Origin of the sequence: Aeromonas sp. FDAARGOS 1416 (assembly GCF_019048085.1) — a bacterium.
GTDB classification, from domain to species: domain Bacteria; phylum Pseudomonadota; class Gammaproteobacteria; order Enterobacterales; family Aeromonadaceae; genus Aeromonas; species Aeromonas veronii.
This window is the reverse complement of sequence record NZ_CP077301.1, coordinates 4,327,146-4,340,002: the sequence shown is the minus strand read 5'-3', so window position 1 is coordinate 4,340,002 and position 12,857 is coordinate 4,327,146. Positions and strand designations below refer to the sequence as shown.

The window sequence follows — 12,857 nt, the reverse complement described above, 5'->3', positions numbered from 1 at the left end:
AGCTTCCTTATCGATTCAATATCAATGCATCAAGAATTCGGCAAACCGGCTGGTTTGCGGGGATTGGAAAATGGCGGCGGTGCCGGATTCGATGATCCGCCCCTTCTCCAGATAAATCACCTGGCTGGCCACCTTGCGGGCAAAGTCGACCTCGTGGGTCACCACCACCTGGGTAATGCCGGTCTGGCTCAGGTTGCGGATGATCTCGGCCACCTCTTTGGTGATCTCGGGATCGAGGGCGGCAGTCGGCTCGTCAAACAGCAACACTTCCGGGTCCATCATCAGGGTACGGGCAATGGCCACCCGCTGCTGCTGACCGCCGGAGAGACGTGCCGGCCAGGCATCGCGCTTGTCGGCCAGTTGCAGCTGGGCCAGCAGGAAGGTCCCCTTCTCGATGGCGGCCTCCTTGCTCATGCCGAGCACCTTGACCGGCGCTTCAATCAGATTCTCTATCACAGTGAGATGTGGCCAGAGATTGTACTGCTGGAACACCATCCCCACCTTGCGACGCAGCAGTTGGGACTGGCGGTTGAATTCGGCAGCAGAGAGGGAGTTCGGGAAAGAAAATTCACTTTCACCAATCCGCAGAACACCCGCATCCGGGGTATCCAGCAGGTTCATCATCCGTAGCAGGGAACTCTTGCCAGCACCGCTCGGGCCCAGCAACACCAAGGTTTCACCGGGGGATGTCCGAAAGCTGACCTGTTGCAGAACCGGCACCTTGTGCCAGGACTTCTCGATACCTATTAATTCAATACCCATACAGCCCAATTGAATAAGTTTTCAAAATTTCATCCCGATTCTATCCCTAATAAAGGTTGATGCAAGCCATTTTTGAATCAATATGCAGAACAAGCGCCGCTTCCTTGCAAAAAACGGCATATGAATGCAAAATGGCCCCGCTGTTCGTATCTGCCGCCTGTATCGCACAGGCCGCCACACCTCCTCATTCGTGAGACCAAGATGAAACACAACGACAAGCAAGAAAAACTGGCCAAGGCCTTTAAAGCCTTGCTGAAAGAAGAGCGCTTTGGCTCCCAGGCAGAAATCGTCACCGCCCTGCAAGAGCTGGGCTTCGAGAACATCAACCAGTCCAAGGTATCGCGCATGCTGAGCCGCTTCGGCGCCGTTCGCACTCGCAATGCCAAGATGGAGATGGTCTACTGCCTGCCGGTGGAACTGGGCGTGCCCACCACCTCCAGCCCGCTCAAGAATCTGGTACTGGACGTCGATCACAACGGCGCACTGGTGGTGATCCACACCAGCCCGGGCGCAGCCCAGCTGATCGCCCGCCTGCTCGACTCCCTCGGCAAGGCAGAGGGGATCCTCGGCACCATCGCCGGTGATGACACCATCTTCATCACCCCGACCAGCGATACCGATATCGAAGAGCTCTATCTCTCCGCCCTCGAGCTGTTCGAACAGACCCCGTAATGGTGGCCACCGCCTCATCGCGGTCATGCCAGAACGAAAAATCCCGGCCAAGGCCGGGATTTTTGTTTTCTGCAGCTTCGTCAGGCGGGCTTATTTGCCCTGCGCCATCAGAAAACCCTCCGATGGGGCGAAGAAAGCCGCGCCGGTCACTGCCCTGGTGAAGCGCAGCAGGTGGTCGAAGTGGCTACCCTCCCCCTTGTACATGCTGGCCAGCATGGCGTTGAAGTGCTGCGGTGTGCGGCAGCAGGAGATGAAGTAGAGCCCCTGCTCGGTCATGGTGCCCCAGGGCATGCTCTGGCGCAGGATCTCCATGGACTCTCCCTTCGGAGTCTTGAGATTGACCCGCTTGATGTGGGCGGTCAGCGGTTTGGCGGCAGACTCATACTCGATATTGTCGGGCTTGGTACGACCGATAATGTCTTCCTGCTCTTTTTGCGCAAGCTTCTCCCAGTCGCTCATGGCGTGGACCCAGCGCTGGACGTGAATGTAGGAGCCACCAGCAAACTCGCCATCAGCCAGCAGCGCCACTTCGGCACGGTGTTCATCCTGCGGGTTCTCGGTGCCATCGACGAAACCGGTCAGGTCACGGCAATCCAGATTGCGGAAACCGCGCACCTCTTCGGCCAGCTCGACCAGTCCGGCCAGCAGTGCCATCACTCGGTGACCGGCGTGGTGCAGCACATCCACCCGATCGGCGCGCAGCTGAATAAAGAGATCAAACGGGGTGTTGGGGGCCTCCTGACCGTTGGCGGATTGCGCCATAAAGCTGCGGAACTGAGGCGGACGGGCGGCAGGGTAGAGACCATCCCAGGCATCGGCGCCGACGGCGACCAGACCGCTGAAACTGGCATCAGGGAAATCGGCGGCGACCACCTGCCACAAGGCGGGCAGTTTGGCCAGACTGCCGACCAGCTCGGCGGCATCGCCGGTGCGATTGAACATCAGATAGAGGGCGTGCAGATTCGGCTCTGCGCAGATCCCGGCTTGGGCTTTCATATATCTCTCCCCTGAGTAGGCGTTAGCGTTACGGGCTATTTGCGTTGCGCGATTATAAACCAGAGTGGATCCAGTTCTTTGATTTCACGACGATATCACGCGTTCAGGGCAAAGGGTCAAACAACACCAGCCCATGGGGTGCAACCTTGATCCGTGCCCGCATCCCATCAAGGGGCTCGCCAATGCTTGCCTCCAGCTGCAGATCGCCACACTCGAACAGCACCCGGCAGTGGTGGCCGAGGAACTGCTGCTCCACCACCTTGAGCTCGCCATCTGCGGCGCTCTCCAGCAACAACTGCTGGGGTCTGAGCATCAGCTGCAACTGCTCGCCCACCGCCCGGCCATGAGGCTCGCTGCCACAGATGACCCCGAGCGCCGTCTGCACACAGTGGCTGTCCACCACCTCGGCGGCCATATAGTTGACCCCGCCGAGAAACTCCGCCACGAAACGGTTTTGCGGGCGGCGATAGAGCTGCTCCGGCTGACCCACCTGCTCGATATGACCGGCGCGAAACAGCGCCAGCCGATCGGCGAAGGCGAACGCCTCCTCCTTGCTGTGGCTGACGAAGATGGCGCCGATCCCCTGCTGCTTGAGCAAGGCGCGGATCTCGAGGATCAACTTCATCCGCACCTGGGTGTCGATGTTGGAGAAGGGTTCATCCAGCAGCATCAGCCGCGGCTTGCACACCAGCGCCCTGGCGATGGCTACCCGCTGCTGCTGGCCGCCGGAGAGCTGGTGCGGATAGCGCTCCCCCAGCCCCTGCAGATTGACCAGCGCCAGCGCCTCGTCCACCTGCTGCTGGCGGGCACTGCGGTCGAGTTTGGTCAGACCGAAGCCGACGTTGTCGGCCACCGTCAGGTGGGGAAAGAGGGCGTAATCCTGAAAGATCATCCCGATATTGCGCACCTCGGGCGGCACGCTGGCACCGGGCCCGTCGAGCAGGGTATCGCCGAGGCGAATCGAGCCCTCAGCCAACGGTAGCAGCCCTGCGATGGCCTTGAGCAGCGTGGTCTTGCCGCAGCCACTGGCTCCCAGCAGGCAGACGATCTCGTTGTCTGCCACCGTCAGGGAGAGCTGCTCCAGCACATTGCGGCCGTTGTAACGGCAGCTGACATTTTCAACCTGCAAACAGGACAAGGCTGACTTCCTCTCGTTTCTGGCGGCGCACTGCCTTTCGGTTCAGCACACCGCATGCAATTTCATTGACCGACGCGGCGACTCAGTGGCCCGAACTGTCCAGAGTGCGGTTGACCCAGATCAGCGGCCACAGCCCCACCAGCACGATGACGATGGCCCCCAGCGCGCCGCGCTCCAGCATCTCATCCGAGACAAACTGATAGACGTGGGTCGCCAGGGTATCGAAGTTGAACGGCCGCAGCAGCAGGGCGGCGGGCAGCTCCTTCATGGATTCGATGAATACCAGCATGGCACCGGCAAACAAACCCCGGCGCACCAGCGGCAGATGGACCCGCCGCAGCATGCCGCCATCCCCCAGCCCCAAGGAGCGGGCTGCCATGTCGAGACTGGGGGAGATCTTGCCCATACTGCTCTCCACCGAGCCGATGGCGATGGCCACGAAGCGCACCAGATAGCCGAACACGATGGCGGTGATGGTACCGGTCAGCAGCAAGCCCGGCCCCTGACGCCCGAGCCACTCGGCCAGATCGTTGATGGCAAAGTCGAGCGCGGTGAGCGGCACCAGCACCCCGATGGCGAGCACGGTACCCGGCATGGCGTAGCCCATGGCGGCTATGCGCAGGGGCAACAAACTCTTTATCCCGCCATCGAGGCGACGGAAGAAGCCGAGCAGCAGGGCGATGCCCATCGCCAGCAGAGCGGTCAGCGCCGAGATAGCCAAGCTGTTGCCGGCAAAGCGGACAAACTCCGGCGTCCACGACAACTCGAAGTAACGCACCCCGTAATCGAGCAGGATGACGAATGGCAGGCCAAAACCGGCCAGCACCAGCCCCCAGCACCAGAGACAGGCCAACCAACGGCCAATCCCCTTGAGCGGATAGCGCAGCGGCTGCTCATGGCCCATGGACTTCTGGAACACCTGCTGCCGACTGCGCGATCGGCGCTCCAGCGCGATCAGCAGCACCACCGCCAGCAGCATCAGGCAGGAGAGTTTGGCCGCGGTGGCCAGACTGCCATAGCCAAGCCAGGTGTCGTAGACCGCCGTGGTCAGGGTGTTGATGGCAAAGAAGTGGACGGTGGCAAAATCAGCCAACGTCTCCATGGCCACCAGCGATACCGCCACCATGATGGCGGGGCGCGCCAGCGGCAGACTGAGACGACGAAAGCTCTGCCACGGGGTACAGCCGAGCAGGCGGCTGGAGTGGATCAGGCTGACTGACTGCTCGAGAAAAGAGGCGCGGGTCAGCAGATAGACATAGGGGAACAGCACCAGCGCCAGCACCCAGGCGGCGCCGCCAAGGGAGCGAATGGCCGGAAACCAGTAATCGACCGGACTGTTCCAGCCAAAGAGTGTTCGCAACCCAGCTTGTAGCGGGCCCGAGTAGTCGAGCAGGTCGGTATAGACGTAGGCGACGATATAGGAGGGCATGGCCATTGGCAGCATCAAAGCCCACTGCAGGGCGCGCCGCCCCGGTACCTGACACATGGCCACCAGCCAGGCGGTAGGCACGCCAAACAGCAAGCTGAGCAATACTACGCCGACCACCAGCCCCAGGGTATTGCCCAGATAATCGAGCAGCACGGTATCGGCGAGGTGGCGAAACAGCTCCCCCTCAGCCGAGAAGGCAGAGAAAAGCAGGGCTATAACCGGTAAACCCAGCAGCAGGGCGATGGCCCAGCTGCCGGTCATCCATCCAAAATTTTTCATGAGACCACAGATGTTGATGGGGCCGTTGGCCCCATCTGATTACAAGTCGAACTTCACTTCATCCAGCAACTGCAAGGCGTCCTTGCGGTGCTTGGCGTAATCGCTGACCGGTAGTGCGTCAGACTTGAAACTGCCCCAGGACTTGACCATGGCGGAAGGCTCGACTCCGGCCTTGACCGGATATTCGGCGTTCACATCCGCATACATGTGCTGGGCGGTGTCACCAGCCAGAAACTCCATCAGCTTCTGGGCCTCGGCCTTGTTCTTGGCATACTTGGTCATGGCCACGCCACTCACGTTGACGTGGGCACCGCGGTCAGCCTGGTTCGGGAAGTTGATATAGACCGCATCCGCCCAGGACTTCTGCGCCGGATCTTTCAACATGGCGCCCAGATAGTAGCTGTTGCCGAGTGACACGTCACAGATACCATCCTTGATCGCCTTGACCTGATCCCGGTCGTTGCCCTGCGGCTTGCGCGCCAGGTTGGCCTTGACCCCTTCCAGCCAGGTTTTGGTCTCGGCCATGCCGTGATGGGCAATCATGGAGGAGACCAGCGCCACATTGTACTCATGCTTGCCGCTGCGGGTGCAGATTTTTCCTTTGAATTCCGGTTTGGCCAGATCTTCGTAGCTGATGGTGTCGAGCTTGCCGAGGCGATCCTTGCTGGAGTAGATGGCGCGAACCCGGGTGGTCAGGGCGAACCAGCGATTCTCCGGATCACGATAGATGGCGGGGATGTTCTCCTGCAGGATCTTGCTGTCTACCGGCTGCACCAGCCCCTTGTCCACCAGATCGGTCAGACGGCTGATATCGACGGTCAGCATCAGGTCGGCCGGAGAGAGCTTGCCTTCCCGCTCCAGACGCTCGTTCAATCCCTCTTTGGCGAACACCACGTTCACCTTGATGCCAGATTCCTTCTCGAACTGCTGGATGATGGGCTTGATCAGCTCATCCTGCCGGTTGGAGTAGACATTCACTTCCCCGGCCGCCAATGCCGACTGAGCTGCCAACGCAGAGAAAGCCAGTGCCAACATCTTCATTTTCATCATCCATTCCTTGATTAGCTATACAGAGTGATAACGATTTCCGTTTGCATTCTGCATACATCTTATAAGCGGATCAAGAAAGCTCGCCGTCGCCACATCACATATTTAATCGCCCATAAATGAAAAGGGCCGGATGGAATCCCATTCGGCCTCTTCTGAGCAAAACGTTATGTTGATCAGGCTTCAATAAGCGCTCACTCCATCGGGATTCCCCTAGGTCGGGAGGTCAACAGATCTGTACGTCACGGATACGGTTCATCACAGCGCCTCGTCGTCACTCTCGCCGGTGCGGATGCGCACCGCTTGCAGCAAGTCGTAGACAAAAATCTTGCCGTCGCCGATCTTGCCGGTATAGGCCGCCTTGCAGATCGCCTCGATTACCCCTTCCACGTTATCATCGGCGGTAGCAATCTCCAGCTTCACCTTGGGCAGGAAGTCGACCTGATACTCGGCTCCCCGGTATAATTCGGTGTGTCCCTTTTGGCGGCCAAATCCCTTGACCTCGGACACGGTCAGCCCTTCCACCCCCAGGTTGGCAATAGCCTCGCGGACATCGTCCAACTTGAACGGTTTGATAATCGCACTAATCAGCTTCATCTGGTTGCTCCCAATCCATGGTGTGTCATGAATCGGGTTTCAATTCTTATGCCAAGTATTTTTATTGTTTTATTTCATATAGATAGAGTTTAATGCCTGCGCCATTCGTCAGGCACATCCCCATAACCGGCCAGCACGCCCCATAATGAGGCACCATGCTGCAGCGGTCAGCGGGTATGCACCAAACAAGAGCAAAACAGCATGTTAGTTATCTCCAACAGCGTCACGATTCCCTGGCATGAGCTGCAATTTCAGACCATGCGGGCACAGGGCAACGGCGGACAGCACGTCAACAAGACCGACTCCGCCGTCTGGTTGCGCTTCGATTACCGCAACTCTCCCAGCCTGACGCCCCTCTACAAGGAGGGTCTCGACAAGCTGAGCGATAGCCGGGTACACGATGGCTTTATCCTGATCCGGGTCGAGAGCCATCGCAGCCAGGACATGAATCGCAAGGAGGCGATGAGCCGTCTGGTGGAGTTGCTGAAGAAAGCAGCCTGGCGCCCCAAGGCTCGCCATGCCACCAAGCCGACCCGCAGCTCCCAGCGCAAACGGGTCGATGCCAAAAAGCGCAAGGGGGATATCAAGTCCGCCCGCGGCAAGCCGGTTCTGGACTGAGCCAGCCCCCACCCACCCCAGCCCCCAAAGGATGTCAGCCGATGAGATACAGTTTTTGCGACAGCGCCCGCGGCCCCCTGCTGGTCGCCATCGATCAGGATGGCCTGCGCCACGTGGAGTTCATGCACGGAGAGCGGCCCGTCATGCCGCAAACTGACTGGCAAAGGGATGACAAGGCGCTGGCCCCCTATCTTACCCAGTTCACCGCCTATTTCGCCGGAAAGTTGCAGCAGTTCGATCTGCCCATGGCAGCGAAGGGCACTCCGTTTCAGCAAACGGTATGGAACGCTTTGTGTGATATCCCCTATGGCGAGACCGTGAGCTATCTCGAGATTGCCCAGGCTATCGGCAATCCCAAGGCAGTGCGGGCAGTAGGCGCTGCCAATGGCCACAATCCGCTGAGCATCATAGTACCCTGCCATCGGGTGATCGGACGCAGCGGCGATCTGACCGGCTATGCTGGCGGCATTCCCATCAAGCGCTGGTTGCTGGCTCTGGAACAGGCAGGCACAGCATTCGAGCTGGCCCCATGACACGATGACCACCCCGGAGAGGGACGGGGCAATATCGCAACCAGAATGAAAAGGCTTTCAGCCAGTGCCACGCTTTGCTGACAAGATGAACAGAAAATGAAGAATCGCCTCAGAACTACTTCAGATTGAGCTTGGCATGATGGCTCCATACTTGAATGGCAAGGCTCATTCGCTGATTCAAGTAGCACCCATGTGACGCTTCCAATCTGTCTTTTTCCCCGCGCCTCCTCTGAGGCGCTTTTTTTGTGCCAACACAACAGGCCACCACCCAGGTTGAGTGGCCTGAGCGCCACAAAATCTGCCACCGCCCAAAAACCAAGAGGCGAAGGATCATCCTTCGCCTCTGACGTAACAACTGGCTACTCGCTCTGGGGCAGGAATTGCAGCTCCGGCGCCGAGGAGGTCAGCACATCGGCGCAATAATCCCAGGTCGAGATGCGATAGTGCTGCAGATCTTCATCCAGATGCAGGCCGTCCGACTCCTGATGGAACCAGCTGGCAAAACGGGATGGGGTGATGAGCTGGATCTGCTCTTCGATAGCGTGACTATCCTTCCCCTCGGCCAGATCGCAATCTTCGATAACACGCAGGGCGTAGATATGGCGAAAATAGACCCGGCAGAGGATTTGCGGGGGCAGATCGATGCTGCGCGCCCGCCCCAGCATGATGGTCAGAGAGTCGCTCCAGAGATCCTGATGCAGCTCGGCCACAACCAGACCGGGCGGTAGCTGGCGGGACGGAGCCCAAGGGACGGCAACCTGCCGAATGGCATTTTTCTGTTCCATATTCACCTCACGACGACTCGCTCCCTGTCTTGAGTCTATCTGAACCACATAGTCCCGGCGAAGGCAATCGATGGACAATAAAAACGGCAATAAAAAAGCCGACGTATCAAACGTCGGCGAATAAAAAGTGCTTACAACAGAGGATTCACATATTCAGACCCGCGGGTCGAAAGATTGGTTCCCTCTTTTTGTAATTAATTTTCGGCGCGTTTAAACATCAGGGTATTGGCGTCCGACTCTTCCGGCACAAAGTAGTAGCCCTCGGCGTTGAAACCGGTCAGCTGCTCCACCTCGGTCAGACGGTGCTTGATGATGTGGCGAGCCATCATGCCGCGCGCCTTCTTGGCGTAGAAGCTGATGATCTTGAACTGGCCGTTCTTCTCATCCTTGAACACCGGTGTGACAATCCGCCCTTTCAGGCTCTTGGGGCGTACCGACTTGAAATACTCGTCGGAGGCCAGATTGATCAGCACCTCATCCCCCTGGGCTGCCAGCGCGTCGTTGAGGTGGTGAGTGATCACCTCGCCCCAGAACTGGTAAAGATCCTTGCCGCGACTATTATCGAGCCTGGTCCCCATCTCCAGCCGGTAGGGCATCATCAGGTCGAGGGGACGCAACACGCCATAGAGGCCTGAGAGCATCCGCAGGTGTGCCTGAGCGAAGTCAAAATCGGCCTCGCTGAAATCCTCCACCGCCAAACCGGTGTAGACATCCCCCTTGAAGGCCAGCAGCGCCTGACGGGCATTGGCGGGGGTGAAATCTGGCTGCCACTCGGCAAACCGAGCGGCATTGAGACCGGCCAGCTTGTCGCTGATCTTCATCAGAGTGGCGATCTGGTCAGGGCTCAGTTGGCGGGCCCGGCTAATCAGTTCGGCGGAGTGATCCAGCAGCTCGGGTTGGGTGAAACGGGGTGTCACCAGCGGTGACTCGTAATCCAGCGTCTTGGCCGGGGAAACCACAATCAGCATAACGTTCCTTTATGGCGAGGGGCCGAACGGCAGAGCGGCCCCATGATTCATTCATCCAGTGTCACATTGTCCAGCGTGCCGGTGCCAAGCCGTTCGCGACCGGAGAGCTTGATCAGCAGTCGCAGGTCGTTGGCCGAGTCGGCGTGGGCGAGTGCCTCACTGTAGCCAATCTGGCCGGCGCAGAACAGGCTGAAGAGCGCTTGATCGAAGGTCTGCATACCCAGCTCGGTGGATTTGGTCATCACCTCCTTGAGGCGATGCATCTCTCCCTTGCGGATAATGTCAGTGATGAGCGGGGTATTGAGCAGGATCTCGAACGCAGCGCAGCGCCGCTTGCCATCCATACTCGGCACCAGCTGCTGGGCGACGATGGCCTTGAGGTTGAAAGAGAGATCGAACAGGAACTGGCGGTGTTTGTCTTGCGGCACCAGATGGAGGATGCGATCCAGCGCCTGGTTGGCATTGTTGGCATGCAAAGTGGCGAGACAAAGGTGTCCCGTCTCGGCGAACTGCAGGGCAAACTCCATGGTCTCCTGACTTCGGATTTCGCCGATCAGGATCACGTCCGGCGCCTGACGCAGTGAGCTTTTTAGCGCCACATCGAACGACTCGGTGTCGATCCCCACCTCTCGCTGGGTCACCAGACTACGACCATGCTGATGGACGAACTCCACCGGATCTTCCACCGTCAGAATGTGACCATCGGCATGCTGGTTGCGATAGCCAATCATCGCCGCCTGGGTGGTCGATTTGCCCGCCCCGGTGGCGCCGACAAACAGCACCAGCCCCCGCTTGGCCATCGCCACCTCTTGCAGGATCTTGGGTAGCTGCAGATCTTCAAAGGTGGGAATGCGGGTCTCGATACGCCGCACCACCATGCCGGGCAGCTCCTGCTGCCAGAAGGCGCTGACCCGAAAACGACCAAGCGCCTCGCGATAGATCGCGTAGTTGGCCTCCTTGGTGCGGATATAGCGCTCGAAGTGATCGCTGCTGAGGGTATCCCTGACCAGCGTCAGCGCCCCCTTCTTGTCGAGCGCCTCCCCACCCAGCGACACCAGATGGCCATTCACCTTGAGGGTGGGCGGCGAGCCCACCGTCACAAACAGATCCGATCCCTTTCGCTCGACCAGCTCGCTCAGCAGATCATCCAGATTCATCATCTATCCCTCCCTGGGTGCGAGTCTCTTAAATGCTGTTGGGATCGACGGCCTTGGCCTTGGCATCAAGGGATGCCACCACGCCGCGGCTCACCAGCTGCTTGAGGCTCTGATCCATGGTCTGCATGCCGTGGGTCATCCCGGTCTGGATCACCGAGTAGAGCTGGGCAATCTTGTCCTCCCGAATGAGGTTACGCACCGCCGGAATGCCCATCATGATCTCGTGAGCCGCCACCCGGCCACCGCCAATGCGCTTGAGCAGGGTCTGGGAGATGACCGCCCGCAGGGATTCGGAGAGCATGGAGCGTACCATGTCCTTCTCCGCACCAGGGAAGACGTCGATGATACGGTCGATGGTCTTGGCCGCCGACGAGGTGTGCAGAGTGCCAAACACCAAGTGGCCGGTTTCGGCGGCAGTCATGGCCAGACGAATGGTCTCAAGGTCGCGCATCTCGCCCACCAGAATGATGTCCGGGTCTTCCCGCAGGGCCGAGCGCAGGGCGTTGCTGAAGCTCTTGGTATCACGGTGTACTTCCCGCTGGTTCACCAGGCAGCGCTTGTTCTCGTGGACGAATTCGATGGGGTCCTCGATGGTGAGGATGTGGTGATGGAAGTTCTCGTTGATGTAGTTGACCATGGCCGCCAGGGTGGTCGACTTACCGGAACCGGTCGGGCCGGTCACCAACACCAGACCCCGCGGGAACTCGGCAATCTTGCGGAAGATCTCCGGCGCATCGAGATCTTCGAGGCTCAGCACAGTGCTGGGGATGGTACGAAATACCGCGCCCGAACCGCGCGCCTGCTGGAAGGCGTTGACCCGGAAACGGGCCAGATTGGGCACCTCGAACGAGAAATCGACCTCGAAGTTCTCCTCCAGCTCCTTGCGCTGATGGTCGTTCATGATGTCGTAAATGAGGGCATGCACTTCCCGGTGTTCCAGGGCGGGCAAATTGATCTTGCGAACCTCACCATCAACCCTGATCATCGGGGGAACCCCGGCCGAGAGGTGTAGATCCGAGGCTTTATGCTTTACACTGAAAGCCAATAACTCTGTGATATCCATAGACTTGTCATTCTCCCATCACAAGATCACTAACGAAATATGAACCAGATTGCCCAGCACCTGTTTCAGGTAAAGGAACGTATTGCCCAGGCCGCCGAACGGGCTAGCCGTAACCTGCAGCAGATCCGCCTGCTGGCCGTGAGCAAGACCAAGCCGGTCGAGGCCATCATGGCCGCCCATGCCGCAGGTCAGCGCTGCTTTGGCGAATCCTACGCTCAGGAAGCAGCGGCCAAGATCGATACCTTGCGCCAGCAGCCGGAATATAGCGACATAGAGTGGCACTTTATCGGCCCTTTGCAATCGAACAAATCTAAACTGGTCGCCGAACGGTTCGACTGGGTGCAGAGCGTGGATCGGGACAAGCTGATCGACCGCCTCAACAACCAGCGCCCAACTACAATGGCACCGCTAAATGTTTGTCTGCAAATCAATATTAGCGGAGAGAGCAGCAAATCCGGAACGTCGGAACAAGAGATTTTCCGCCTTGCCGAGCAGGTCTCTCAAAGTGAGCGACTGGTGCTGCGGGGACTGATGGCCATTCCAGAGCACACCAGTGACGAGCGCGTACTGGCCGCCCAAATGACCCGCATGCAGACTCTGTTCACCGAGCTTGCGCGACAATACCCCACGGTGGATACCCTCTCGATGGGCATGACCGAGGATCTTGAACTGGCGATAGCCCACGGCAGCACCATGGTGCGGGTCGGCACCGCCATCTTCGGCGCCCGTGACTACTCATAGGCAAGGCCAGCGGATAACCCATACGTCCGCCTCTTGCCGCGACTTCATCAACAGGAGCGTTTGATGGAACAC

General features: G+C 59.0%; 14 protein-coding genes. 4 read left to right on the top strand and 10 right to left on the bottom strand.

Translation table 11 applies throughout. The features are described 5' to 3' along the window. Nucleotides 1–21: 21 nt before the first annotated feature. Nucleotides 22–762, bottom strand: coding sequence for an ATP-binding cassette domain-containing protein (locus I6L46_RS19800; protein WP_128816452.1), 741 nt, complete (start codon nucleotides 760–762; stop codon nucleotides 22–24). A 201-nt stretch (nucleotides 763–963) separates the two neighbouring features. On the opposite strand from I6L46_RS19800, the gene argR reads away from it, so the two are divergent. Continuing rightward, nucleotides 964–1,434, top strand: coding sequence for a transcriptional regulator ArgR (gene argR, locus I6L46_RS19795; protein ID WP_005340378.1), 471 nt, complete (start codon nucleotides 964–966; stop codon nucleotides 1,432–1,434). A 90-nt stretch (nucleotides 1,435–1,524) separates the two neighbouring features. Here argR and I6L46_RS19790 read toward each other — a convergent pair whose 3' ends face one another. From I6L46_RS19790 to glnK, 5 genes are all read right to left on the bottom strand, one after another. Then, on the bottom strand, nucleotides 1,525–2,430 hold the full coding sequence (locus I6L46_RS19790; RefSeq protein ID WP_216976871.1) for a Dyp-type peroxidase: 906 nt from the start codon (nucleotides 2,428–2,430) through the stop codon (nucleotides 1,525–1,527). 103 nt (nucleotides 2,431–2,533) lie between these two features. Continuing rightward, nucleotides 2,534–3,568: an ABC transporter ATP-binding protein gene (locus tag I6L46_RS19785; RefSeq protein WP_216976869.1), complete on the bottom strand. Its 1,035-nt coding sequence runs from the start codon at nucleotides 3,566–3,568 to the stop codon at nucleotides 2,534–2,536. An 82-nt stretch (nucleotides 3,569–3,650) separates the two neighbouring features. Next, a complete protein-coding gene (locus I6L46_RS19780) occupies nucleotides 3,651–5,276 on the bottom strand; it encodes an iron ABC transporter permease (protein WP_216976867.1) in 1,626 nt (541 codons plus the stop codon). A 39-nt stretch (nucleotides 5,277–5,315) separates the two neighbouring features. Continuing rightward, nucleotides 5,316–6,323, bottom strand: coding sequence for a Fe(3+) ABC transporter substrate-binding protein (locus I6L46_RS19775; protein WP_005340374.1), 1,008 nt, complete (start codon nucleotides 6,321–6,323; stop codon nucleotides 5,316–5,318). A gap of 258 nt (nucleotides 6,324–6,581) precedes the next feature. Then, entirely contained in the window at nucleotides 6,582–6,920 is a 339-nt protein-coding gene (gene glnK, locus I6L46_RS19770; RefSeq protein WP_005341406.1) for a P-II family nitrogen regulator, read from the bottom strand. Between the two features lie 201 nt (nucleotides 6,921–7,121). On the opposite strand from glnK, the gene arfB reads away from it, so the two are divergent. Together arfB and I6L46_RS19760 are read left to right on the top strand one after the other, a co-directional pair. Continuing rightward, nucleotides 7,122–7,538, top strand: a complete 417-nt coding sequence (arfB, locus tag I6L46_RS19765) for an alternative ribosome rescue aminoacyl-tRNA hydrolase ArfB (protein ID WP_021230947.1) — start codon at nucleotides 7,122–7,124, stop codon at nucleotides 7,536–7,538. 41 nt (nucleotides 7,539–7,579) lie between these two features. Next, a complete protein-coding gene (locus I6L46_RS19760; protein ID WP_216976865.1) occupies nucleotides 7,580–8,071 on the top strand; it encodes a methylated-DNA--[protein]-cysteine S-methyltransferase in 492 nt (163 codons plus the stop codon). Nucleotides 8,072–8,430: 359 nt separating this feature from the next. On the opposite strand, the gene I6L46_RS19755 is transcribed toward I6L46_RS19760, so the two are convergent. From I6L46_RS19755 to tapT, 4 genes are all read right to left on the bottom strand, one after another. Continuing rightward, nucleotides 8,431–8,856, bottom strand: a complete 426-nt coding sequence (locus I6L46_RS19755) for a hypothetical protein (protein ID WP_005340360.1) — start codon at nucleotides 8,854–8,856, stop codon at nucleotides 8,431–8,433. 194 nt (nucleotides 8,857–9,050) lie between these two features. Continuing rightward, nucleotides 9,051–9,824 carry a peroxide stress protein YaaA gene (yaaA, locus tag I6L46_RS19750; RefSeq protein WP_064338818.1) on the bottom strand — a complete coding sequence of 258 codons (774 nt, stop codon included), beginning with the start codon at nucleotides 9,822–9,824 and terminating at the stop codon, nucleotides 9,051–9,053. A gap of 47 nt (nucleotides 9,825–9,871) precedes the next feature. Next, entirely contained in the window at nucleotides 9,872–10,981 is a 1,110-nt protein-coding gene (gene tapU, locus I6L46_RS19745) for a type IVa pilus ATPase TapU (protein ID WP_005340356.1), read from the bottom strand. Between the two features lie 28 nt (nucleotides 10,982–11,009). Continuing rightward, entirely contained in the window at nucleotides 11,010–12,044 is a 1,035-nt protein-coding gene (gene tapT, locus I6L46_RS19740) for a type IVa pilus ATPase TapT (protein ID WP_005340354.1), read from the bottom strand. Between the two features lie 39 nt (nucleotides 12,045–12,083). Here tapT and I6L46_RS19735 point away from each other — a divergent pair, with 39 nt between their 5' ends. Next, a complete protein-coding gene (locus I6L46_RS19735) occupies nucleotides 12,084–12,785 on the top strand; it encodes a YggS family pyridoxal phosphate-dependent enzyme (RefSeq protein WP_100654584.1) in 702 nt (233 codons plus the stop codon). Nucleotides 12,786–12,857 lie beyond the last annotated feature (72 nt).

Bases quoted from the DNA above. Each gene is read 5' to 3' on its own strand.
- I6L46_RS19735 (WP_100654584.1), top strand. From the start codon at position 12,084: ATGAACCAGATTGCCCAGCACCTGTTTCAGGTAAAGGAACGTATTGCC.
- yaaA (WP_064338818.1), bottom strand. From the start codon at position 9,824: ATGCTGATTGTGGTTTCCCCGGCCAAGACGCTGGATTACGAGTCACCG.
- I6L46_RS19780 (WP_216976867.1), bottom strand. From the start codon at position 5,276: ATGAAAAATTTTGGATGGATGACCGGCAGCTGGGCCATCGCCCTGCTG.
- I6L46_RS19800 (WP_128816452.1), bottom strand. From the start codon at position 762: ATGGGTATTGAATTAATAGGTATCGAGAAGTCCTGGCACAAGGTGCCG.
- tapT (WP_005340354.1), bottom strand. From the start codon at position 12,044: ATGGATATCACAGAGTTATTGGCTTTCAGTGTAAAGCATAAAGCCTCG.
- argR (WP_005340378.1), top strand. From the start codon at position 964: ATGAAACACAACGACAAGCAAGAAAAACTGGCCAAGGCCTTTAAAGCC.
- I6L46_RS19755 (WP_005340360.1), bottom strand. From the start codon at position 8,856: ATGGAACAGAAAAATGCCATTCGGCAGGTTGCCGTCCCTTGGGCTCCG.
- glnK (WP_005341406.1), bottom strand. From the start codon at position 6,920: ATGAAGCTGATTAGTGCGATTATCAAACCGTTCAAGTTGGACGATGTC.
- tapU (WP_005340356.1), bottom strand. From the start codon at position 10,981: ATGAATCTGGATGATCTGCTGAGCGAGCTGGTCGAGCGAAAGGGATCG.
- arfB (WP_021230947.1), top strand. From the start codon at position 7,122: ATGTTAGTTATCTCCAACAGCGTCACGATTCCCTGGCATGAGCTGCAA.
- I6L46_RS19775 (WP_005340374.1), bottom strand. From the start codon at position 6,323: ATGAAAATGAAGATGTTGGCACTGGCTTTCTCTGCGTTGGCAGCTCAG.
- I6L46_RS19760 (WP_216976865.1), top strand. From the start codon at position 7,580: ATGAGATACAGTTTTTGCGACAGCGCCCGCGGCCCCCTGCTGGTCGCC.
- I6L46_RS19790 (WP_216976871.1), bottom strand. From the start codon at position 2,430: ATGAAAGCCCAAGCCGGGATCTGCGCAGAGCCGAATCTGCACGCCCTC.